The 22,018-nt window shown below is 45.7% G+C and carries 19 protein-coding genes and 1 tRNA gene; 9 read left to right on the forward strand and 11 right to left on the reverse strand.

Going from position 1 to position 22,018, the window contains the following annotated elements; translation table 11 throughout:
• Positions 1-8 precede the first annotated feature (8 nt).
• Positions 9-659, forward strand: a complete 651-nt coding sequence (locus AC5ZC7_RS19530; RefSeq protein WP_496157217.1) for a hypothetical protein — start codon at positions 9-11, stop codon at positions 657-659.
• Positions 646-1,521 (forward strand): SEC-C metal-binding domain-containing protein, encoded by an 876-nt coding sequence (locus AC5ZC7_RS19535; RefSeq protein WP_496157216.1) that lies wholly within the window; start codon positions 646-648, stop codon positions 1,519-1,521. The genes AC5ZC7_RS19530 and AC5ZC7_RS19535 overlap by 14 nt, the downstream gene beginning before the upstream one ends.
• A 137-nt stretch (positions 1,522-1,658) precedes the next feature.
• On the opposite strand, the gene AC5ZC7_RS19540 is transcribed toward AC5ZC7_RS19535, so the two are convergent.
• A tRNA-Lys gene (locus AC5ZC7_RS19540) sits at positions 1,659-1,731 on the reverse strand.
• A gap of 114 nt (positions 1,732-1,845) precedes the next feature.
• Between AC5ZC7_RS19540 and AC5ZC7_RS19545 the strand changes: the two genes are divergently transcribed.
• Positions 1,846-2,436, forward strand: coding sequence for a YdeI/OmpD-associated family protein (locus AC5ZC7_RS19545; RefSeq protein WP_496157215.1), 591 nt, complete (start codon positions 1,846-1,848; stop codon positions 2,434-2,436).
• Positions 2,437-2,470: 34 nt separating this feature from the next.
• Here AC5ZC7_RS19545 and AC5ZC7_RS19550 read toward each other — a convergent pair whose 3' ends face one another.
• From AC5ZC7_RS19550 to AC5ZC7_RS19560, 3 genes are all read right to left on the reverse strand, one after another.
• The gene (locus AC5ZC7_RS19550; RefSeq protein ID WP_496157214.1) at positions 2,471-3,160 is read right to left on the reverse strand and encodes a nuclear transport factor 2 family protein; all 690 of its coding nucleotides are present in this window, start codon (positions 3,158-3,160) and stop codon (positions 2,471-2,473) included.
• 228 nt (positions 3,161-3,388) lie between these two features.
• Complete coding sequence (locus AC5ZC7_RS19555; RefSeq protein ID WP_496157213.1) at positions 3,389-3,589, reverse strand: hypothetical protein; 201 nt, start codon at positions 3,587-3,589, stop codon at positions 3,389-3,391.
• Between the two features lie 64 nt (positions 3,590-3,653).
• The gene (locus tag AC5ZC7_RS19560; RefSeq protein ID WP_496157212.1) at positions 3,654-4,022 is read right to left on the reverse strand and encodes a YccF domain-containing protein; all 369 of its coding nucleotides are present in this window, start codon (positions 4,020-4,022) and stop codon (positions 3,654-3,656) included.
• Between the two features lie 419 nt (positions 4,023-4,441).
• Here AC5ZC7_RS19560 and AC5ZC7_RS19565 point away from each other — a divergent pair, with 419 nt between their 5' ends.
• Positions 4,442-7,873: a SusC/RagA family TonB-linked outer membrane protein gene (locus AC5ZC7_RS19565; RefSeq protein WP_496157211.1), complete on the forward strand. Its 3,432-nt coding sequence runs from the start codon at positions 4,442-4,444 to the stop codon at positions 7,871-7,873.
• 31 nt (positions 7,874-7,904) lie between these two features.
• Complete coding sequence (locus AC5ZC7_RS19570; RefSeq protein WP_496157210.1) at positions 7,905-9,581, forward strand: SusD/RagB family nutrient-binding outer membrane lipoprotein; 1,677 nt, start codon at positions 7,905-7,907, stop codon at positions 9,579-9,581.
• Positions 9,582-10,261: 680 nt separating this feature from the next.
• Here AC5ZC7_RS19570 and AC5ZC7_RS19575 read toward each other — a convergent pair.
• The 3 genes from AC5ZC7_RS19575 to AC5ZC7_RS19585 all read right to left on the reverse strand — a co-directional run bounded on the left by AC5ZC7_RS19575 (position 10,262) and on the right by AC5ZC7_RS19585 (position 14,583).
• Positions 10,262-12,253: a glucosidase family protein gene (locus AC5ZC7_RS19575; protein WP_496157209.1), complete on the reverse strand. Its 1,992-nt coding sequence runs from the start codon at positions 12,251-12,253 to the stop codon at positions 10,262-10,264.
• Between the two features lie 185 nt (positions 12,254-12,438).
• Entirely contained in the window at positions 12,439-14,313 is a 1,875-nt protein-coding gene (locus tag AC5ZC7_RS19580; RefSeq protein ID WP_496157208.1) for a M1 family aminopeptidase, read from the reverse strand.
• 63 nt (positions 14,314-14,376) lie between these two features.
• Positions 14,377-14,583: a hypothetical protein gene (locus AC5ZC7_RS19585; RefSeq protein ID WP_496157207.1), complete on the reverse strand. Its 207-nt coding sequence runs from the start codon at positions 14,581-14,583 to the stop codon at positions 14,377-14,379.
• A 189-nt stretch (positions 14,584-14,772) separates the two neighbouring features.
• Between AC5ZC7_RS19585 and AC5ZC7_RS19590 the strand changes: the two genes are divergently transcribed.
• Positions 14,773-17,142: an ABC transporter permease gene (locus AC5ZC7_RS19590; RefSeq protein ID WP_496157206.1), complete on the forward strand. Its 2,370-nt coding sequence runs from the start codon at positions 14,773-14,775 to the stop codon at positions 17,140-17,142.
• Positions 17,143-17,145: 3 nt separating this feature from the next.
• Here the strand turns inward: AC5ZC7_RS19590 and AC5ZC7_RS19595 are convergent, their stop codons facing one another.
• On the reverse strand, positions 17,146-18,132 hold the full coding sequence (locus tag AC5ZC7_RS19595) for a helix-turn-helix domain-containing protein (protein WP_496157205.1): 987 nt from the start codon (positions 18,130-18,132) through the stop codon (positions 17,146-17,148).
• A 131-nt stretch (positions 18,133-18,263) separates the two neighbouring features.
• On the opposite strand from AC5ZC7_RS19595, the gene AC5ZC7_RS19600 reads away from it, so the two are divergent.
• Positions 18,264-19,112 carry a DUF899 family protein gene (locus AC5ZC7_RS19600; RefSeq protein ID WP_496157204.1) on the forward strand — a complete coding sequence of 283 codons (849 nt, stop codon included), beginning with the start codon at positions 18,264-18,266 and terminating at the stop codon, positions 19,110-19,112.
• Positions 19,109-19,429 (forward strand): hypothetical protein, encoded by a 321-nt coding sequence (locus AC5ZC7_RS19605; RefSeq protein WP_496157203.1) that lies wholly within the window; start codon positions 19,109-19,111, stop codon positions 19,427-19,429. Before AC5ZC7_RS19600 ends, AC5ZC7_RS19605 begins: the two co-directional genes overlap by 4 nt.
• Here AC5ZC7_RS19605 and AC5ZC7_RS19610 read toward each other — a convergent pair.
• Together AC5ZC7_RS19610 and AC5ZC7_RS19615 are read right to left on the reverse strand one after the other, a co-directional pair.
• Positions 19,426-19,947 (reverse strand): GNAT family N-acetyltransferase, encoded by a 522-nt coding sequence (locus tag AC5ZC7_RS19610; RefSeq protein WP_496157202.1) that lies wholly within the window; start codon positions 19,945-19,947, stop codon positions 19,426-19,428. The genes AC5ZC7_RS19605 and AC5ZC7_RS19610 overlap by 4 nt on opposite strands.
• An 88-nt stretch (positions 19,948-20,035) precedes the next feature.
• Positions 20,036-21,052, reverse strand: a complete 1,017-nt coding sequence (locus AC5ZC7_RS19615) for a zinc-binding dehydrogenase (protein ID WP_496157201.1) — start codon at positions 21,050-21,052, stop codon at positions 20,036-20,038.
• A gap of 98 nt (positions 21,053-21,150) precedes the next feature.
• Here AC5ZC7_RS19615 and AC5ZC7_RS19620 point away from each other — a divergent pair, with 98 nt between their 5' ends.
• On the forward strand, positions 21,151-21,516 hold the full coding sequence (locus AC5ZC7_RS19620; protein ID WP_496157200.1) for a winged helix-turn-helix transcriptional regulator: 366 nt from the start codon (positions 21,151-21,153) through the stop codon (positions 21,514-21,516).
• Here the strand turns inward: AC5ZC7_RS19620 and AC5ZC7_RS19625 are convergent.
• Positions 21,513-21,995 (reverse strand): hypothetical protein, encoded by a 483-nt coding sequence (locus AC5ZC7_RS19625; RefSeq protein WP_496157199.1) that lies wholly within the window; start codon positions 21,993-21,995, stop codon positions 21,513-21,515. The two genes, AC5ZC7_RS19620 and AC5ZC7_RS19625, sit on opposite strands and share 4 nt — an antisense overlap.
• Between the last annotated feature and the right edge of the window lie 23 nt (positions 21,996-22,018).

Raw genomic sequence — 22,018 nt, forward strand, 5'->3', positions numbered from 1 at the left:
AACAAATAATGAGTAAAGATTACATCCTTGAGACTTCTGAAGTTAGTGAAAACTTTGAAACCTGGATATCTCAACCTTTTATCCCGGAAAACTTGAAAGATGAATTAAAGAAAGCAAAAATCCTAATGGTTCCTACTATTGGATTTCGTGACCATCAAGAACCAACATTTCCCGTGGGTACTGAAAGTATTTTATCTTTTTTTAAAGCCCATCTTCCCCAAGACGCTTATGTAGATATTTGCATAAGCGATGAAGATTATATAGAATTAGGCTTATATAGCAACTATAAAAGATTGGGGTCTTTTATAGTACTTAGCATAGTACTACCATTATTTTTAGATGTGCTTGGAGAGTATGTGAAAAAAAATATAATACAAGAGGAGGAAAATAAACCAATAATACAAGTAAATACTATTGACAATAGTGCCCATCAAATATCCAATGAAAATACCAATGGTAAAAAAGTTCATTCCGAACCATATGTTAAAAGCAAAGCGTCACCTGCCAAACATCTTGAGAAACCCAAACTGAAATTTTCACTCACTATTGTTGACACAACAACTGGAAAGTCCCTAAAATTTGACTACGACGGACCCGCTGAAAATGTCCATGAAGTCACAGAAGATATAAAAAAACTTATTACGAATGAAGATAAATGAGTTTAAAAAAAACCTCTCTGGTCTTGGAACCAAATCTTTCAATTTTGATAGCATTTTAATTGAACTAAAGCAGGCGAAAAGGAAAGCAGTTAAAAGGAATTTCCCAGAAAAAGCAAAAGAAATATGGGTGCTAGAACAAATAATTCGTATACATAAGAGCTATTTAGATGCATACATGTTAATAAAATCAAGTAAATTCTACGATGCATGGTGTATGCTTGAAGCGATAGAAATACTTTTTCTTTCCCTTAAAAAACACTACGGCTATGATGAAAAAAAATATAGACTGTCCTTTATAGAAAGAACAATAACAAACTTACAAGTTCTTTTTCCATATAAGTTATTTGCAAGTTCAGAGATAATAAAGAAAGAAAAAGAGTGTAGTATTTGTAAAAAGAAAATTTCCATCCGAAATCCGTGTGGTCATATAGTGGGAGAAATTTACAATGGCGAATTATGTGTAAGAAATGTTACAGACGTGGATTATATTGGAATAGCAATAGTCCAAAATCCTGTAAATAAATACGGAGTTCTCTTCTTTACTGATGAAAAAACGAATGAAAGAATAGATCATCACGACTATGAATTACTTGAATATTACAATGAATTAGAATTAGGCCCGTTTGACTATTGGAATATCATTATTCACGAAACGTATTTTCAACATGAAAATTACAGTTCTTTTTTGCCGAAAGATTTTTGCCCATGTGGTTCGGAGGAAAAATATGAAAATTGCTGTCTAAATAAGAAGGGAGTCAAGGGCTATCATTACGAATTTTTATTTCGACAAAAACATGCAATGAAGTTGAAAAATCGAAAACCCAACCTCCGTAATGACATAATTCATGAAAACATAAACTAAAAAGCAATATCTTCATACAGACAAGTCAACCCAAATAAAACTAAGTAAACACGAAACGCGAATTCGCACTTTGATAGACTAACAAATAGACCAAAACAACAAAGCCCACGACTAGCGCAGGCTTTGTAATCTTCCAGTGATCCCCTTGGGACTCGAACCCAAGACCCATACATTAAAAGTGTATTGCTCTACCAACTGAGCTAGGGAATCGTTTCATTTATTGGGAGTGCAAAAGTAATAATTATTCCATTACTTCCAAATTTTTCTTGAAAAAAATTTTAACGCCTACGCCTACACGCTATTCAATACCCTATCTTCGTACCTATGACAAAGCCTAAAGAAACACCCAAAGAATTACCCGTATTAGCCTTTGAAACCCAGGAGCAATGGGAACAATGGCTCGCCGAAAATCATACCCAAACAGATGGCGTATGGTTACTCATGTATAAAAAAGATTCCAAAATCCCCTCCATCAATTATGCCCAGGCATTGGAAGAAGCACTCTGTTACGGATGGATAGATGGTATGTCCAAGTCCAGGGATGACGTGTCCTTTGTACAGAAATTTACGCCCCGCCGCGCAAAAAGCATCTGGTCCGAAAGAAATACCAAACACATAGAACGACTCACCAAACTTGGCAAAATGAAACCCGCTGGCTTTGCCCAGGTAGAAGCCGCCAAAGCCGACGGCCGCTGGGACGCCGCTTATGCCACCTCCCGTGATGCCACTATTCCGGAAGACTTTATGGCAGCATTGAATAAAAATAAAAAAGCAAAAGCCTTCTTCCAAACGCTGAATAAGCAAAATTTATTCGCCATCTACTTCCGGTTGCAGAGCGCCAAGAAACCTGAAACAAGGGCCAAACGGATAGCTACATTCGTCGATATGCTGTCGAAAGGCGAGAAATTTCATTAAGTCCCCCGCTATAATAACGGGGGACCTCACCTCCTTATATCATGCCATTGGTATGTGGTAATACCGGGGGAATGGCCTGCGCCACCCGCCAATGCTCTGCCAGCAAATCATGCTCCACCCGGCAGATGTCGTAAAACACTGCCGGTTGATCATTCAGCATACCGGACGACTGCACCATCACAAAATTCCCTTCTCCTAATATTCGATGCACGGTCAACTGCTCCGGGGCAAACGGCGCCACATCATGATTCACGTAATCCGGCGACAGTAAAACCTCATCGGGTTGCTGGAAAAAACGCTGCACCCACCGCTTATTTTCGGCCGTTTTTTCTGTTGCTGTGATAGCTGTGGTACCGGCAGTAATCAGTACATCAGCAGGCTGCACCTGCGTAGCCTCCCAATGTTCAGCCAGCTTCCCCGCTTCGAGGCGATAAAGATCCACAACGGCCAGTTTCCTGCCCATAAAGGCGACATCCATATGCAACATAACGTAGTCCCCGTCTGCTATCGTGCGTACAATAGGCGATGCCTGACCAGCTGGAGGAAGCGGCATTTGCTGCAACTGGTGAATGGCTTCCAGTAACCCGGTCTTACCATCTTTTACCTGTGGACTGTGTTGAATATAATGGTCATGTAGAAAAGTATCCACTACACCGGCATTCCGCTCCCCTATTAATTGTTTAACAGCTGCCAATACAATGGCTTTATTATTTATGATAGTCATGTAATTTATTTTTTGGAAGATAAAAGCTCCCCGGGGCGCTAATGCACCGGAAAAACAAATCGTATTATCTGGAGAAATTAGTGAAAGGAAACCCTGCTCCCTTTCGGGGAAGACGGATCTTTGATGATCCTGCTCTGATATGTGGAGATAATAATTATGCCGCAAACATACAAAAAAAGCGCGTCCGTACAACGGACACGCTTTGATGACTTTTATTCCGCGGGACGTTTAGCCCATAGCATTACTATAAATGCCATTTTCTTCCTTCTTTGCTTTGCTGGCGTACTTGCCCACGGTATCTACCGAATCTTTTACCAGGTCACGGGCTTTATCTGCCAATGGCTCCCCGGGATAACGTTTCCTGAGATACAACACTACCAGGGAGGCGGCAGCACCTACAACAGCGGCGGCAATCAACATCTTTTTCATATTCCAGGTTTTAGTTTGAAATACTAAAAGCCAATAGTCATGCCAACACCGGCACACACAACCGTTAATAAATCTCCTTACCAAAAGGAGTAAAGCTAAGGCTCATCAGCTTAAAATGCTGGCGACCGAATGGAATACCAATAATAGTGATGCACAGCAGCAATCCAAATCCCAGGTGCGTCAACGCAATCCAGATGCCTCCAAGAAAGATCCAGATAATATTAAAAATGGTAGATAAACAACCGGTTTGCCCGGGTACATCCCGCACCTGACGCCCGAAAGGCATCAATGTAAAGAAACCAATTTTAAAGCACTGCAACCCAAAAGGAATACCGATGATAGTCAGACAAAGCAATAAACCGCTGACCATATACTGCAAAAATGTAAGAAAGCCTCCGAAGATGAGCCAGATAATGTTACCGATTAAATTCATATGTCAAATGTATAACGGAACATGGATATTTGCGTGCATACACGATAATTTGTATTAAAAAAATAAGTTCCATAACCCAGCAGATAATAGTATCTTACTAATGCTTTACCTGTCAGCACATTTTGTGGCAGACAGCCATCAAAGCCCTATACATTCCTATTTATATAATATCCATCACCGGCTCCCGGGAGAGCATCAGAGCAATTAGTGAGCACGCAGCCATTTTCATCCAAAACATTTACCCAACCAGCCTGTTTAATTAAAAGAACAATGCAAACTGTCGTTTTGTAGAAACGGTGAAAAGGCATACTTGTCGTGAGCAGTCGTCGCATCAATCAACCATCATGAACAAATAGAAAAATTGCACGCCATCGGTCAATGATCACCGTAATTATTTATTAACCTGTAAACCAAAATGTATGTGGAAATTGCTACACTCTTGCAAACGCAGGGCCATTTCTTTGTACCTGCTGCTCTGCTGCAGTACATTATTTGCCCAAAACATCAACATTACCGGAAAGATTACTGGTACCAACAAAGAACCTATTCCCGGGGTATCTGTATTACTGAAAGGCACTAAAACCGGCGCCATCTCCAATGGCCTGGGTATTTACACCATCACCGCACCAGGTAACGGCACCTTGGTATTTAATGCGGTCGGATTTATTAAACAGGAAATAGCGATCAACGGTCAGACCTCCCTCAATGTCACCCTCACGGAAGACAACAAACAGCTCGGTGAAGTAGTGGTAACCGCTCTCGGCATCACTAAGGCAAAGAAAAGCCTCGGCTATTCTGCCACGGAAATCAAGGGCGCGGATCTCGCCATTACCAACGAAGTAAACCCCGTAAATGCCCTGCAGGGCAAGGTAGCGGGCGTGCAGATAGACCAGGGCGCCGGCGGACTCTTTGGAAGCACCAAAATACTGATCCGCGGTAACTCCACCCTGGGCACCAACAACCAACCGATTTTTGTGATCGATGGTGTCATCGTGGAAAATAACACCTTTGGTGGCACGGGCCGCGACTTCGGTAACGACCTGAAAAACCTGAACATGGAAGATTTTGAATCTGTTACCGTGTTGAAAGGCTCCGCTGCCGCCGCCCTTTATGGCTCCCGATCCATCAATGGCGTGATCCTCATCACCACTAAAAAAGGACACGAACGAAAAGGATTGGGCGTGAATGTCAGTCAAACCTTCAATGTGTTCAAACCCTACTCAGGTCCTGATTTCCAAAATGAATATGGCGGCGGTACGGTAGGCGCATTCTTTACCGACAGACGCGATCAAAATTATAAACCTACCGAGAACTGGAGAACAAAAGTATTTCCCACAGATCCCAACACCGGTAAGCCATATATAGACCAGCAAATAAACCGGGAACTGGAAAACTGGGGCCCCCGCTTCGCCGGACAGGATGTGATCAATTACGACGGTACCCCCACCAAATATGTAGCCCAGCCCAACAACTTCCTGGATGCATTTCAGAATGGCCATGGCTCCGCCACTAACATCTCATTAGACGGTGGTACCGATCGCTCCACCTTCCGTGTATCCTATACCCGCGACCAGAGCGAAGGCATTGTACGGAAAAATGCCCTCCTCAAAAACAGTATAGATCTGCACGTTACGCATGTAGTCAACAAATGGCTCAGTGCTGATGCAAGCGCCAACTACACCGATTTCTCCGGCGAAAATCCTCCCCGGTTAGGCGGACTCGATGCATTCGCCTCCTATAACTTTGGTAAACTGTTTACCTGGATACTTCCACGTAACTACGATACCAAATACTGGATGCAACAGTCTAAATACACCAGTATCCTGGGAGGCGCCCCTAATCCTGATAATCCCAATGAGCCGAATAAAGCCCCCGAATCCCGTTTCTGGTTCAGCTTATTTGAAAACAACTACTTCCAGAACGAACAAACCATTCGTGGACGTATCGCCCTCACCGCTACCATCAACCCCTGGTTAAAACTGGTGCTGGAAGGCAACGTCAATAACCTCTACACCAAAAATGAAAATAAAGAACTGGGGCAAGACCCCAACTTCGGCGGTGGCTTATACGGAATAGGACATACCAACAAAGAAAGCTACTTCCTGAAATGGATGGCCATGGTGAATAAAAGTCTGACCAAAGACCTGGACCTGGCAGGCTATATCGGCGGTGAAGCACAACGCCTCCAGACTTCCTATAACTATGATGAAACCGATGGCGGATTAAGCTACCCGGGTAACTACTTTCTGGCAAACTCTAAAAACAAACCCAAAGCAACGGGTGGCCTGCGGAGCAGGAAAGCCATGAACTCCATCTATGCCAGTGCCGACCTGGCGTGGAAGAACCAATTATTCATACAGGGAACATTTCGCGGCGACTGGTCATCCTCCCTTGCTTATTCCAATGGTACCGGTAACTATTTCTACACTTATCCTTCCGTTAGCGCATCCTGGTTGTTCTCCGAAACCTTTAAAATGCCTGACTGGATTAGCTTCGGTAAGTTGAGAGGCAATATTGCCTGGTTAGGACATGACACAGATCCTTATGGTATTAACCCGGGATTTGCCTTCAATGGATATACGCAATCCAATGGTGTGGATCTTCCTATTTCTACGTTTAGCCGCTATCCCGATCCCCTTACCGGCGCCATTATTGCCATCCAGCCTAACCTACAGTCAGAAAGAAAGATTGCGAAAGAAGTGGGCGCGGAAATGCGCTTTCTTAAAAACAGGATTGGCTTCGACGTTTCCCTTTACCAGGACAATACCAAAAGACAAATCCTGAACATTGGCACCCCGCCGGAATCCGGACTGCAAGGCGTAATCATCAATGCGGGTAATATTCAGAACCGGGGTATCGAAATCATGATCGATGGTACACCCGTGAAAACAAAGACGTTCGAATGGAGCACCAACCTGAACTACTCCAGTAACAAAAACATGATTGTAGCGCTGGCGCCGGGCAGAACAGACTTTGACCTGAAAGCCAATATCGGGGAAATCAGCACCTGGGCAGTAGTGGGCAAATCTTATGGTACCCTCCGCACCCTGATTCATTCTAAAGCCTACCAGGCTACAGATGCCAATGGTAACCCCATAGCAGATCCTAACAACGGCAAGCCGGAACTGGCCTGGCGCTCAGATGCCCGTACCGGGTTCCCCGTTCGTAGTAATACCATGCAGGATGTAGGAGATATCAACGCCAAATTCCGCGCAGGATGGGGCAACACTTTCCGCTATAAAAACTTCTCACTGAATGTATTACTGGACGGTAAATTTGGGGGAGACTTTGTACTCCTCACCTACCGCTATGGTACACACACCGGCATATTCCCTAATACCCTCGCTGGCAGAGACGCAGAACACGGAGGCATCACCTGGAAAAGCGCTTATGACCAACAGGTATACGACGATGGTATTATTCCTGATGGCGTTTTTGCCAAAGGACAAAAAATTACACAGGCCAACGGTACACAGGTAGATGTAGGTGGCATGACTTACCAACAAGCCTACGACAAAGGCTATGTGGAACCCAGCCACGCACCACAGTTCTACTACCGCTATGGTTCTTCTTCTACAGGTGTATCAGATTACTGGATCAAAAAGAATTCATGGATTTCCCTGCGACAGGTATCCCTGGCCTACCAGTTCTCTCCGGCGATCTGCAAAAAACTGATGCTCAACAACCTGAGCGTAGCCATTGTAGGCCGCGATTTATTATACCTGTACAATTCACTGCCTTACAATTACAACCCGGCCTCCAACAACTCCAATAATACAGCATTTTCCGGGGAAGAAGGATTTCTACCCATGGTACGCTCCATTGCAGGTACCATCCGGGTGGGCTTCTAGGTAAAAATTGTACACACTAAAAACAACTCACATGAAAAATATAAAATACGCAATATTACTGGCACTACTGGGCGCTACGGGTTGCGCTAAAAATTTCGGAGATATTAATACCGACCCCAGTCTCGTTGCTCAACCAGATGTGAAATACCTCCTGAGCTATTCAGAAGATAAAATCATTACCTACCAGGGAACAGAATGGGTATGGGAAAGCATGGAACAGCTCATGCGCTTCACCCAGTCTGTCACCACCAGCCCTTACGAAATCACTCAAAATGTAAATACCCGCTATAATAACTATTACCTGCAAATCCTGCCCAATCTCTTTGAGATAAGAAGACAGGCAGACCTCAAAACCAATAAGGAACAATACCAGCGTATTAAAGCGGTGTCGTTTATTTTACAGGTACTGCACGGCATCAAGGTAACAGATATGAATGGATCCATTCCATACTCACAGGCTATACAGGGACGTTATCAAACCAACTACGGTCCCGTATTCGATGAGCAGCCTGCGCTCTTCGATAACTGGTTGTCGCAACTGGACGATGCCATAAAAGTGTTGTCAGATAATTCATTGCCAGTACAAATTGGCTACGACCAGTCAGACATTTTCTATCAGAGCGACTGGACCAAATGGATCAAATTAGCCAACACCCTTAAACTGCGCATCGCCGCCCGCCTGGAAAATGCGGACAACGCCAAATGCAAAACCATTTTCCAGCAAGTGTTGAAAGATCCTACCGGTCCTATCAACGGAGATGATTCTCAGGTTAAATATCTCAACACCACCTACTCTCCCTTCGGTAGCAGCGGCGATGTTGACTACCGCAGCCGCCGCTACGCCTCCACCTCCATTATGATGTTCCTGAAAAAAAGTAATGATCCACGCTTGCCGGTATATTTTGAAACCAATGATCTGAAAGGCAGCTTTAAAGACAGTCTTGCTACCTATAACGTCACCCTGCCCGCGTTCATTGATATCAATGACCCGATGATTATGTACCAGGGCGGCCCTGCCGACTGGACCACCAATCCTGCAGTAGCCGCCTATATAGGTAATGCTTTCCCGATTGGTCCGTATACGAAATACAACCTGGTATCCGCCATCAACCGGAAATTCTTCTCCCCTAAACTCAACAATGCCACCAATAACTTCCTGGATGTTTCTGTTACTTATGCAGAAACCTGTTTTTACCTGGCAGAATTTATACAGAAAGGATATGCCGGTGGCGTAGATACCAAGGGCAGCGCGGAAGACTGGTACAAAAAAGGCATCGCTTCTTCCATTCAAACCAATAATGCCGTGGCTATTGCCGCAGCATCTACCACCGCTTATAACGGTAACGGGCAAACGGAAATCAACAACTACCTGAACAACCCAAACGTTAAATTCAACGGTACCAACGACCTGGAGCGAATTTACATACAGGAATACCTGAGCTTTTACCGGCAGCCTAATGAAGCATTTGTTTTTTGCAGACGCACAGGCTACCCTAAATATAACTCAACGTATTATGCCAGGGAGACTTTCAACGAATTAATCCCCCGCCGCTTTTGGCTGTTAGATCCGGGAGAAGTAAACCACGCTAACTGGAGTGCCGCGATGCAGCAACAGGGCTTTACCCCCAATGCGCAGGACCTGCCTACCCTTAGCACGCAAAGAATATGGTATGATAAGTCCGCACCTGATTTTGGTAAGGGACAGTAAAATAGCTTTTAGCCGTTAGCTTTTAGCTTTTAGCAAAATGCAGCGGAGAACATGTTGTATGTTAATCTCCGCTGCATTTTACAAAAAAGGACAGTAAAATAGCTTTTAGCCGTTAGCTTTTAGCTTTTAGCAAAATGCAGCGGAGAACATGTTGTATGTTAATCTCCGCTGCATTTTACAAAAAAGGACAATAAAACAGCTTTTAGCCATTAGCTTTTAGCTTTTAGCAAAATGCAGCGGAGAACATGTTGTATGTTAATCTCCGCTGCATTTTACAAAAAAGGACAATAAAACAGCTTTTAGTCATTAGCTTTTAGCTTTTAGCAAAATGCAGCGGAGAACATGTTGTATGTTAATCTCCGCTGCATTTTACAAAAAAGGACAATAAAACAGCTTTTAGCCATTAGCTTTTAGCTTTTAGCAAAATGCAGCGGAGAACATGTTGTATGTTAATCTCCGCTGCATTTTACAAAAAAGGACAATAAAATAGCTTTTAGCCATTAGCTTTTAGCTTTTAGCAAAATGCAGCGGAGAACATGTTGTATGTTAATCTCCGCTGCATTTTACAAAAAAGGACAATAAAACAGCTTTTAGCCGTTAGCTTTTAGCTTTTAGCAAAATGCAGCGGAGATAACAATATATTTTGTCTTCATCCGCTGCATTTTGCTAAAAGCTAAAAGCTAATCGCTAAAAGCTACCTTCAATATCTCCTTCCCATTCCAGTCTTTCGCCCACACCTGTTTTCCTTTATCCGTTACCGTTACTTTCAGTTGTTTGCCCGAACGCTTTACCATAATATCCATATCAGCACCAAAAGCGCGGATATGACGTAACGCCATCTGGTTCCAGGTGGCAGGCAAACGCGGACACATCTCAAACTGCCGCAGGCCGGTAGGCACCATTCCAAAAAGACCTTCGGTAATTACGCGGCAATACAAGGCACTTTCCGCAGAAAGATGGCGCTGATCCCCTTCCGGCCAGGCTTCTACAGGATAAGGCACATGTTCGCCCAACAACCGCTGACGAGTATAATAAGCAAGGTATTTTAAGGTAGTATCCGTAGCCCCCGCGAAGAAAAGTCCGCGGAAAGCATACAAGGTGGAGCGATCCCAGAACGTATGATCTCCGGATGCGGTGAGGATACCATTATGTGTCCACAAATAGGGAGAAAGCAATGCTTTCATGGTAGCATCGCGGCGTTCATTAATACCCATTACCAGCGGCAGGCAAATCCAGGAACGCAACACAGTGTTTTCTTCGTAGTAACGATAGGTATCGAAGCCTTGTACGTTATGACCGAAGAACTGCTCAATAGCACGTCCCATTTGTTGCTGGCGATTCCGGTACAAGGTGGCATTGGCCTCATCACCTAATGCAGTGGCTACACAGGCCGCACTTTGGTAAGCGCCGTAGGCCAACGCATTGGTAGATAAATTCGCCTTACCCGCCGGGAAACGACCTTCCAGTTCATCTGCGTCGGAGGTAATGATACCGTCTGGTCTCTTGTGCAGCTCCAGGTATTGCAGGCACCAGTTGATCAGTGGGTACAGTTGCTTTGCCGTAGCCGTATCACCCGAGGCCAGCGCAAAACGCGCCGCGCCATAAGCAATCATGGCCTGATCGCCGCGATCGCCGGCGCCGTTCCAGTATCCATCTCCCTCAGCAATCACGGAACTGGGAATCGGCTTATAATCTTTATTCATATAGCCGGCAAACAAACGGAAACTGTTCCTGGCAGATTCGTTGCCATTGGCATTTCCCAGGAAAGGGAAAAACGGGTTGGCATATTCCGCCTGGTCATTTGCCCAGATAGCCGCGTAGTAGGCACCACCACCCGGACCATGCATCAATCCCGCTTTGGTATCATAGATGCTCTCCGTAGCACGGATTTTAGCAAATGCAAACCCACGGTTGATGGTATCATTCGGTGTTTCCAACACCAGGTCTTCCATCAGCGATTGTACAAAATCCGTCCTGCGCGCTAACTCATACGCCGGCGAAAAATAATAGGCAGGCGTATTGATTTTACGTGCTGAATAAATGATGGCCAGCGAATGTTTCTCTCCCGGCGCCAGGTCAAAACTACCGTAGCCGGTTACCGCCGACTGTATCACATATTCTCCGTATACACCTTTGGCCGGATCTGTATGTTGCTCTTTCACCAGGCTATCCACCTGCACGTGACAGGTGCGGGTGCTGCTATTGACCAGCTCCCGCATTTGAATAAACCCTGCTTTATCTATTGATGGGAATAGTATGTCCGTTACCGTTAGACCGGTATTCGTGCGGGCATGTATTTGTAAAATGCTTTTCAGGTAGAAGTCGGCCGGCAGTACTTTCAGTGCGGCCCCATCTACAGTAATCGCAGGCAACTCCGTGCCATCGAAATTCACTTTCAGGCTGGCATGCGTGTTATTGGGAATGGTGCGCAGCATGGGGAATACCAGTTGCTTCTTCAGTAACAATTCCTGCTGATCTGTTACACCATACGTGATAATAGCCGACAGCTGCTTACCACTCATTTCAATATGATCCGTATGGACGTCTTGTGATTTTACCGTCTGACGGATACCGCCATCCTTTGCCAGCGCCCAACGGGGCGACTGCGCACGGGTGTAGCCGGTCATTGCCAGCCAGCAACCCACTACCAGAAAAAACCTGCTGCTATTCATGTATAAATTGTTTTTGAAAAGATGCCCATCTATGAAAATAACGTGGTCCCGGCATACTTCCGCCGCGAAATTAGCAGATCAAAAAAATAAAGTTCTTGCAGATATTACCCCATTCCAAAAGAATATTAGCCTGAATAAGGGTTTCCCTTTTATCACCACCCGATTACCCGCAAATGCAACTTATTTTAGCGCTTCCACTCATTGTCTTTCCCGTTGGCATCCATAAACAAATTACCTTCCAGCTTTATAGATTTGATTTCTTTGGAATAGGGCAAACTCAGCGATGCTTCTTGCTGGTTCTGTTTCCATACAGCCGGTGTTTGATGCACCTGGTGCGTGCTGCCATCTTTAAAAGTAATCACTACATCAAAAGGCACCGCAAAACCACCGGTATTAACAATACGCAAGGCAGCTTTTTTCCCGTTTAACTTCACGTCGGCCAGGGTAAGATCGATATAGTGATGGCTGAAATACCAGTTGTTCCAGAACCAGTTCAGGTTTTGGCCGGCAGCGGTGTTAAAGGAATAGAAATAATCCCAGGGAATAGGGTGCTTGCCTTGCCAGTTATCCATGTAAGCATGTAAGCATTTTCTGAATAAGCTATCGCCTAACAGGTCTTTCAATGCCAGGTACGACAATGATGCTTTGCCATAAGAGTTGCTGCTATAGCCCATCCCGCTCACCTGGTTAGACATGGAAATAATCGGTTGATCTTCTTCTGTAGAAGGATCATGGATATACTTATTCACACGGAACTTCCGGTAGAATTCATCTGCCGTTGCCTTTCCTTTCTCTGCGATGCCAATCAGGTATTCGAAAGTAGTAGCCCAGCCCTCATCCATAAAGGAATAGCGACTTTCGTTGATGCCCATGTAAAAAGGAAAATACGTATGTGCGATCTCGTGATCCTGCACCAGCTGTGCAAAGCTGAGGTCATCCCCTACGGTGCCATCATTCACCATCATGGGATATTCCATGTCCGCAAAGCCCTGGACAGCTGTCATCGTAGAAAATGGATAAGGTACGCCCGGCCATTTATGGGAAAACCAGTTCAGCGCATTATGTGAAAACGCCACCGAATGATGGAAATCTGTGGAGGTATCATGGTAAGCCGCCTGTATACTGGCGCGTCGCATGGTGCTGCTATCCACTACCACACTGGCTGCATCCCATACGTAATGGTTACTGGTAGCATACGTAACATCTGCAATATTATTAGCGCTGAACTTCCAGGTATTACGCGGTTGTTGCTGCGTTACTTCTCCCTGTTGCATTTCCTGCCGGTTGGCAATAGATGCGTTGCTATCTGACGACATGGCGCGTTTCAGCCGGTCTGCAAATACCGGACGCAATACGGCTTCGGGATTGAGCAAAGTTCCGGTACCCCATACCACGAAGTTCTTAGGCACGGTAACGGCTACGTTATAATCGTTAAAGTCGCTGTAAAATTCTACGCGGTCAGTATGTTCCAGTCCATCCCATCCGTTGTAGTCATCATACACAGATACTCTCGGATAGGCATAGGCCATAAAGGCCGTGGTACTGTCTATCATACCTTCTCTCCCACTCAGCACCGACAAATCATAATGCCAGTTGATATGCAGGTGCATACTATCTTTCGATGCCAGCGCCTTTGGGAAAGCCACCCAGGCGGTGGTACCTACATCATTATTAAATTTAACCCGGATGCCATCGATGACCAGCTGGTCTATAACAACGCCATCTGTTAAAAAATCTTTGCTCACATACCCGGAACGGGGAGCCTGGTATTTATGCAGATTAACAATCAGTCGCAGGATCATGCCCTTTAATACATCCGGGCTGTTGTTGATATACGTGATAGTTTCCTCCCCCGTCACTGTTCTGGCTGGTGGTTCCACCGACAACTTAATGTCGTATATGCCCTTATTTTGCCAGTAACGTTTGCCGGGAGCCCCGCTTTTGTCTCTTGTCTGGTTAACATATGCCTGTTTGATGTTCCGGGGCATATATAATTCCTGTGCTGTGGTTGCAGTGTTTACACCTACTAACAACAGCAGACTATACATAATTTTGTTCATACACTTCTGCTAATTTCCAGGGATAAAACAAGCGCCCTTCAAGAAGGGCTACAAGACATCTGTTTAGAAAAAATAGGATTCAATTTTCCGGGCCAGCCGGGATAAGAATTCGTTTGGAATATGATCATGAGATGCCTGCAGCTTCCCTTGTTCATCCGGCCGGAACGTTACCTGGTGGCTATCTATTTCCACCATGTATGTTTTTTCGGTTTCCCTGACAGGTAGTATATGATAATCCTTGCCATCCAGATGAATAATTGCCTTTTCCATAGTAAAAACATTTTGCGATGAAGTTAACCAATTATGCCGTGTTTACCTATGTCCAACGTCATAAAAACGAACACTGCATGTACTAAAACGAACACATTATTATAATAAATAAACTATAATTACTTTTATTATTAAGTCCGTTATATTCGGTATAATTTTTCCGCTGGTTGTTTTTAAAACGTCTGACCCATGCAGTTGTTAAAAATTACGTTCCGTCATTTACTGAAAAACAAGGGGTATGCTACCATCAACATACTCGGGCTAGCCATGGGCATGGCTGTTACCTTACTAATCAGTTTATGGATATGGGACGAGCTTTCTTTTAACCACTGGCATAGCCACCATAACCGGATTGCACAGGTAATGGATGTACAAACCATTGACGGCGAAAACACTACCAGTGAAGCTATTGCCATCCCTTTGGCAAATGAATTACGCAACAATTACGCGGGCGACTTCAAAAAAGTAGCGATCCTTTTCCCTAACTTCATCCACGCCGTTACCGTAGGTGATCATAAACTATCACAGTCCGGCGTATGGGTACAACCTGACTTACCGGAAATGCTATCGCTGAAAATGATCTATGGTACCCGGAATGCCCTGAAAGATCCTGGCGCCGCATTGATCACCCACTCCCTGGCAAAAGCATTATTTGGCGATACAGATCCCGTTGGCAAAGGTTTTAAACTGGACAACCGTACCGACTTACAGGTAGGCGGCGTATTTGAAGACCTCCCGCAAAACACCACCTTTCATGATACCAAAATGTTCCTCTCCTGGGACAAGGCAATCAGCACCCTCCCCTGGCTGAAAGATGCACAGGACAAGTGGGATAACCGGTATTGGAAATTATATGTAGAATTGAATGACCAGGTAGATATTGCCACTGCCAGCGCCCACATCAAAAACGTAGCGCAAAAATATATCACCGGTGGCACTGAAACCTTACTGCTGCACCCGATGAACAAATGGCACCTTTACAGCGAATTTAAAAACGGCCAGGTAACAGGTGGCCGGATCCGGCTGGTGTGGCTATTTGGCGTTATCGGTGCACTGGTGCTATTGCTCGCCTGTATCAATTTCATGAACCTCGCTACTGCCCGCAGTGCGAAACGCTCCAAAGAAGCAGGCATCCGCAAAGCCATTGGCGCCACCCGAACACAGCTGGTACAACAGTTTTTAATGGAGTCACTGGTATTGTCATTTTTGTCGCTGCTGATATGCATGATCATGGTGTATACCCTGCTGCCATTATTTAACCAGCTGGCAGAAAAACAACTCCGCATCCCGTTTGCACAACCGCAGTTATGGCTCGCCTTACTGGCGTTTACCATTTTTACCGGCTTAATTGCAGGCAGCTATCCGGCTATCTTCCTGTCGTCTTTCCAACCGGTGAAAGTGTTGAAAAGCCAAACAACGCAGGGACGCTTTTCCCTGCTTCCCCGCAATGTTTTGATGGTAATACAATTCAGCGTGTCCATTGCCTTAATCATTGGCACCGTCATTATTTATCAGCAGATACAATACGGTAAAAACCGCCCTGTTGGCTATAACCGCAATGGCCTTATCAATGTCACCATGAGCACCGGTGAAATGTACGGCGCCCCTTACGACGCTCTCAGAACCGCCTTGCTGGAAACCGGCGCCATAACGGATATGGCTAAATCGGATGTGCCGTCTACCCAAACACCTGACTATAAAACAGACGTTACCTGGAACGGTAAGCCTGCCGGCAGTCAAACACCCATAGGTGTTATCGGCGTTACGCACGACTATGGACATACTGTTGGCTGGCAAATCAGAGAAGGCCGCGATTATTCCCGGAGCTACGCTACAGATACCGGTGCACTTGTCCTCAACGAGGCTGCTGTAAAGCTAATGGGACTACAACACCCGGTAGGCGAAACAATTTACCTGAACGGGACGCCACGTATTATTAACGGGGTAGTAAAGGATATGATCATGGAGTCGCCGTACGCACCGGTGGCACCTACTATTTTCAGCCTGCAGTATGGCATGATGAATGCCATGAGCGTACGCATAAATCCGGCCATGTCTATGCACGATGCACTGGCTAAAATAGCGCCGGTATTCAAACGGTTTAATCCCGGCGGACCTTTCGATTATACTTTTACGGACGACAATTACGCTAAAAAGTTTTCGGATGAAGAACGCATTGCCCGCCTGGCAACAGTGTTTGCAGTACTTGCTATTTTCATTTCCTGTTTAGGCGTATTGGGACTGGCGGCTTTCCTGGCGGAACAACGCACCAAAGAAATCGGTATCCGCAAAGTATTGGGTGCATCAGTCACCCATGTATGTGTATTGTTATCGAAAGATTTTGTAAGGCTCGTGGTGATTGCGCTGCTATTGGCTTCCCCGGTAACTTACTACTTTATGTACCGTTGGCTGCAAAATTATGCCTATCACACCACTGTTTCCATCTGGCTGTTTGTAGCTGCCGGCGCAGTCACCATCTTGCTAACGTTACTAACGGTGAGTTATCAATCGGCCAAAGCGGCATTCATGAATCCTGTTAAAAGTCTTAAAATAGAATAGCAGTTAATTACTATACTCCGCTACTGACCGGCAATACTTCCGGCGATATTCCTGCGGGGTGAGGCCCGTGATCCGTTTAAATACCTGCCGGAATGTTTTGAGGTCGTTGTAACCGGCATTGTACATCAGCGTGCTGATATTCTGTGCATTTTTCTCCAGTTCTTTTTTGGCGGATTCTATCTTCACGCGCTGCAAGTATTCCAGCGGTGTATTTTGGGTGGCCACCTTAAATCGTCGGATAAAATTCCGCTTGCTCATATTCGCCTGTTCTGCAATCTGCTCAACGGAAATTTGCTGATCATAATGCGCTTCAATATAGGCCTGCGCTCTCAGGATCTCTTCATCTTCGTGCTGCCGTTGCCCCTGGAACACGGCAAAATGCGACTGGTTCACGCGGTCCATATCAATAGAAAACATTTTGCTGGTCCAGATACTGGCATCGCGTCCGCAGAATTTCTCGATCAGGTACAACACCAGGTTTAAGGAAATGAAGGCGCCGCCGCTGGTATAGATACCGTCCTGGTCGGTCATCACTTTATCGGGTAGCATGGTGATATCGGGATAGCGATTGCGCATATCTTCCAGCGCCATCCAGTGCGAGGTACAGGACTTGCCTTTGAGCAGGCCGGCTTCTGCCAGGAAATAGCTACCCAGGCACAGGCTGGCTACTTCGGTACCGCCGGCGTGCATGGCAGTGAGCCAGTGCACTAATGCGCTGTTCTTATTCAGCACCGTTTCCGGGTCCCCGGCGAACGCGGGCGCCAGGATAAGGTCGGTATGTTTTACTTCATCGATGGTTTTATAACAGATAAACTGCGCGGGGAGCTGCAGTTGGATGTTCTTTACTTTTTCACTCACCAGCTCTACATTAAAAGCAGGTTGCCGTCCTATTTCGGCCATATAACGGTTTACGCCAATCAGCATATCCATTACACCAGACACACAGGATAAAACGGCATCTTCGTAAATCAGCAGGGAAACTGTTTTCATGGTAAAAAAGGTATGATACCCTACAAAAATAACTGATTTTAATGGCACAAATGCCCCCTAAATTAGGCGTGTTTGCACATGCGAAGTGTGGCCGGAAGAATGGAGATTTGTAAGACCTAAAATATAAAATCATGAGTACCAACGTAACAACTGGTTTTAAGCAATCCATGGTAGAACCCGGTCTCCCGCACAAAATAGTATCTCCTGCAGAATGGAAAGCCGCCAGGATAAAATTCCTGGAGAAAGAGAAACAGCATACCCGTTTACGTGATGAACTCACGAGGGAACGCATGGAGTTGCCCTGGGAAAAGGTAGAGAAAGAATATGTTTTTGATAGCCCCAATGGTAAAGTCACCTTGTCCGACCTTTTTGATGGCCGTAGCCAGCTGATCGTACAACATTTTATGCTGGGTCCTAATGAAAAAATCGGCTGTGTAGGCTGCTCTTTCTCGGCGGATTCTATCAACGGCGTATTACCTCACCTGGAGCATCATGATGTGTCGCTGGTAGTGATATCAAGAGCTGAAATACCTGTACTGGAAGCCTTTAGAAAGCGAATGGGCTGGCAATTTAAATGGGTATCTTCCGGGCAGAGTGATTTCAACTACGACTATCACGTATCCTTCCACAAAGAAGACCTGGAAAAAGGAAAGGTATATTTCAATTATGGCATCCTGGAAAATTTACCTACCCATGTAGAGGACCTATCTGGTTTAAGTGTTTTTTATAAAGATACAGACGGCAGCATCTATCATACTTATTCAACTTATGCCCGTGGCGGCGAATTACAACTGGTGGCTTACAACTACCTGGATATTGCACCCCTGGGCCGTAACGAAGCCGATAAAAATGGCGGCCTCACGTCGTGGGTACGTCACCATGATAAATACGATGAGAAAGGCTATGTAGACGATACCGGCAGGTATCATGCAGATGAAACGCCTGGCTCCTGCTGTAGCGGGGAAGAACACGCCTCATGAAAACGAATTGTTCCTGCGGAAGCGCTACGGGCAGCGCTTCCCGCAAAACAACGGCTGCGCAAACCACAAGTCCGCTGACATTCCGGCAACGTATCATTAAAACTGTGCGATGGCTTTTACCGGGCATAACCCTCGCATTGTTGCCGAAGTGCCCTATTTGTCTGGCTGCTTATGTAGCCCTGGGCACCGGCCTCGGATTGTCTGTAACCGCCGCCACTTGGCTGCGAACAGGACTTGTGGTGTTGTGCATCGGATCACTGACGTATCTCGTCATGAACAAAATACGGTTCTTATACAAACGGCATAAACAAAGTTAGCCTTGTTCGAATTCAATATTAAACAACATGAGCTCCATGGTTTCCCCCGGAGGTTGAATAGTACCCTGTAAAGTAAATCCTGAACGTTGTAGCAGTCGCACCGACCGGTGATTATCTGGCTGCGTAATAGCAAATAACCTGGGCAATTCGAGCTGTTGCTTTGTATAAGCCATTGTAGCGGTAGCAGCTTCATATGCATAACCATGCCCTTCTGCTTCCGGTAAAAATGCAAACCCCAGATCGGGTTGCTCCAGGTATCTTCTCTTAAATAATCCGCAAATACCAATAGGCAGGCCTGTTTCTTTCAGCACCACTACCCAGGCGCCATATCCCTGTTCTGCGTATAGGCGTAACAGGTTGTTCATAATATATCTTTGTGCATCTGCCAGCGTTTTCACTTGCCGGTCACCGATGTATTGCAGCCAGGTAGGGGTATTCAACAATTCCAATACAAAGGTATCATCGGTAGCTGCAAAGGTGCGCAACTGTAACCGCGGCGTTTCAAATAGCACTTTCATGTAAACAGGTTATAATGACTCCTTACAAAATATCATTTTCTGCCGAAGGAAACAAATAACCAGCGCTATTTTTCACTGCAACAAGTAACTACAAATCCGAATGATCCAACACAATTTTACCAAAATATTTCCCCGCCATATAAGTGCTGAATGCAGCCGGCGCGTCTTCAAAAGCAAACACCCGGTCAATCACAGGATGTAACCTGCTATTGGTAATCACTTTATTCATAGCAACAAATTGTGCTTTGCTACCAATGGATATTGGACGCACATTCACCATGCCATACAGGAGCAGGTTAATATTAAACGAGGTAGGTTCATTGGCTACGCTACCGATAATGGCCACTTCCCCATTCAGGGCAGCCGAGCGGATAGACTTTTCCACCGTGCCTGCGCCCCCTACTTCCACAACATGATCTACTCCTTTTCCGCCAGTGAGTTCCCGCACGGCCACGTGCCAGTCGGGCTGCTGTTGGTAGTTAATCACTTCATCTGCACCCAGTGCCCTTAATTTCGCAGCTTTTTCCTCTCCGGAGGTAGTGGCAATTACGCGGGCTCCTGCGGCTTTTGCCAACTGCAACGCAAACAATGATACGCCACCGGAACCCAATGTGAGCACGGTTTCACCCGCTACGAGCCCGCGACCACCGCTCAGTGCATTCCAGGCAGTTAAGCCGGCACAGGGTATGGCTGCGGCTTCTACATAGGATAAATGCGGAGGTATGGGTAACACTGCCTGCTCCGGCAACACGGCATATTCTGTGAGCATGCCATCCAGCGATCCACCCAGCTGTGCAGCATATTCCATACTAAAAGGACCGTCCAGCCATTCCGGGAATACCTGCGCCATCACCCGGTCGCCGGCTTTCACACTGGTTACCGCACTGCCAACAGCCACAATTTCGCCGGCACCGTCGCATAAAGGAATCACATCGGGCTTCACCGGCAATGGATAAAAACCTTTGAGGATCATCAATTCGCGGTAGTTGAACGAGCTGGCTTTAACCCGCATCAATACTTCCCTTGGGCCCGGCACCGGTATGTCCTGCTCTTTCAATCTTAATCCGGCCAGTCCGCCGCCTAAATTTACATGGTAACTTTTCATATAACGCTTTTATCGTTATACAAATGTGCCTCCCTATCGCTACTTTTACAATAACGAACAAAAATGTTCGGATGTAGTTAAAGAGTAAAATTTGCCCTATGAGGAAAACGCAATCTACCAACTTCGAAAACCGCCAGAAAATCATTGCTGCCTGCCCTATTTCATATACCTTATCCCTGATAGATGGACGTTGGAAACCCATGATATTACACCAATTATTTTCCGGGGTATGTCGTTACAGCGATATCAAAAAAGCCATTCCTATTATTACAGAACGCATGCTCACCGCGGAACTGAAGGAACTGGAGCTGCGGGAATTGGTGGAGCGCATTTCTTATGATACGGCGATGCTGAAAGTGGAATATCGTTTAACAAACCGCGGAGAATCACTCCGGGCTGTATTCCAACAACTGTGGCAATGGGGCAAAACAGATAAGGTAACACAAGCCGCCACAGTATCTTAATCCTCCCCGGCAAGGCGCTCTAACTGCCGCTGGTAGTCGTATTGCAGGTCTTCATGCTGTGCCGCAATCACCTTTCCAATTTTCTTCAGCTGTTGCTCGTAGAGGTTATTTAATTGAACACTATAGGAAGATAATAAACCGGCCGCTTTCATTTTAGTACAGAAATAAATCAACAGTTCTGCTTCTGCCTGTTTGGACCCCGTATAACGTATATGCTTATTCGTGATACGCAGTATTTTCCTCAACCGCTTTTTGGCATGGTATAATTTATCGCCGGCCATCTCTGTAAATCCATTATCTATTTCGACTTTCACTGATTCCACATAGCCTTGTTCATTATGTGCCTCGAAGAGCAGGTAAGTCAGCAGTTCTTTGTTATCATTCTTATATTTCGCGAGGCGCAGGCAAAGGGCCGACAGTTCCGCCGGTGCCAGTGTGCTCAGTTCCTTTTTTATTTCGCTGATAGTAGCCGCTTTCATATGATACGTTTCGGATAAAGCGC

It is taken from the genome of Chitinophaga sp. 9-1-y, assembly GCF_059511905.2.

Bases quoted from the DNA above. Each gene is read 5' to 3' on its own strand.
- AC5ZC7_RS19555 (WP_496157213.1), bottom strand. From the start codon at position 3,589: ATGAAAAAGATGTTGATTGCCGCCGCTGTTGTAGGTGCTGCCGCCTCC.
- AC5ZC7_RS19615 (WP_496157201.1), bottom strand. From the start codon at position 21,052: ATGAAAAGTTACCATGTAAATTTAGGCGGCGGACTGGCCGGATTAAGA.
- AC5ZC7_RS19610 (WP_496157202.1), bottom strand. From the start codon at position 19,947: ATGAAAGTGCTATTTGAAACGCCGCGGTTACAGTTGCGCACCTTTGCA.
- AC5ZC7_RS19590 (WP_496157206.1), top strand. From the start codon at position 14,773: ATGCAGTTGTTAAAAATTACGTTCCGTCATTTACTGAAAAACAAGGGG.
- AC5ZC7_RS19575 (WP_496157209.1), bottom strand. From the start codon at position 12,253: ATGAATAGCAGCAGGTTTTTTCTGGTAGTGGGTTGCTGGCTGGCAATG.
- AC5ZC7_RS19605 (WP_496157203.1), top strand. From the start codon at position 19,109: ATGAAAACGAATTGTTCCTGCGGAAGCGCTACGGGCAGCGCTTCCCGC.
- AC5ZC7_RS19535 (WP_496157216.1), top strand. From the start codon at position 646: ATGAAGATAAATGAGTTTAAAAAAAACCTCTCTGGTCTTGGAACCAAA.
- AC5ZC7_RS19560 (WP_496157212.1), bottom strand. From the start codon at position 4,022: ATGAATTTAATCGGTAACATTATCTGGCTCATCTTCGGAGGCTTTCTT.
- AC5ZC7_RS19600 (WP_496157204.1), top strand. From the start codon at position 18,264: ATGAGTACCAACGTAACAACTGGTTTTAAGCAATCCATGGTAGAACCC.
- AC5ZC7_RS19550 (WP_496157214.1), bottom strand. From the start codon at position 3,160: ATGACTATCATAAATAATAAAGCCATTGTATTGGCAGCTGTTAAACAA.
- AC5ZC7_RS19620 (WP_496157200.1), top strand. From the start codon at position 21,151: ATGAGGAAAACGCAATCTACCAACTTCGAAAACCGCCAGAAAATCATT.
- AC5ZC7_RS19585 (WP_496157207.1), bottom strand. From the start codon at position 14,583: ATGGAAAAGGCAATTATTCATCTGGATGGCAAGGATTATCATATACTA.
- AC5ZC7_RS19625 (WP_496157199.1), bottom strand. From the start codon at position 21,995: ATGAAAGCGGCTACTATCAGCGAAATAAAAAAGGAACTGAGCACACTG.
- AC5ZC7_RS19530 (WP_496157217.1), top strand. From the start codon at position 9: ATGAGTAAAGATTACATCCTTGAGACTTCTGAAGTTAGTGAAAACTTT.
- AC5ZC7_RS19580 (WP_496157208.1), bottom strand. From the start codon at position 14,313: ATGAACAAAATTATGTATAGTCTGCTGTTGTTAGTAGGTGTAAACACT.
- AC5ZC7_RS19545 (WP_496157215.1), top strand. From the start codon at position 1,846: ATGACAAAGCCTAAAGAAACACCCAAAGAATTACCCGTATTAGCCTTT.
- AC5ZC7_RS19570 (WP_496157210.1), top strand. From the start codon at position 7,905: ATGAAAAATATAAAATACGCAATATTACTGGCACTACTGGGCGCTACG.
- AC5ZC7_RS19565 (WP_496157211.1), top strand. From the start codon at position 4,442: ATGTGGAAATTGCTACACTCTTGCAAACGCAGGGCCATTTCTTTGTAC.
- AC5ZC7_RS19595 (WP_496157205.1), bottom strand. From the start codon at position 18,132: ATGAAAACAGTTTCCCTGCTGATTTACGAAGATGCCGTTTTATCCTGT.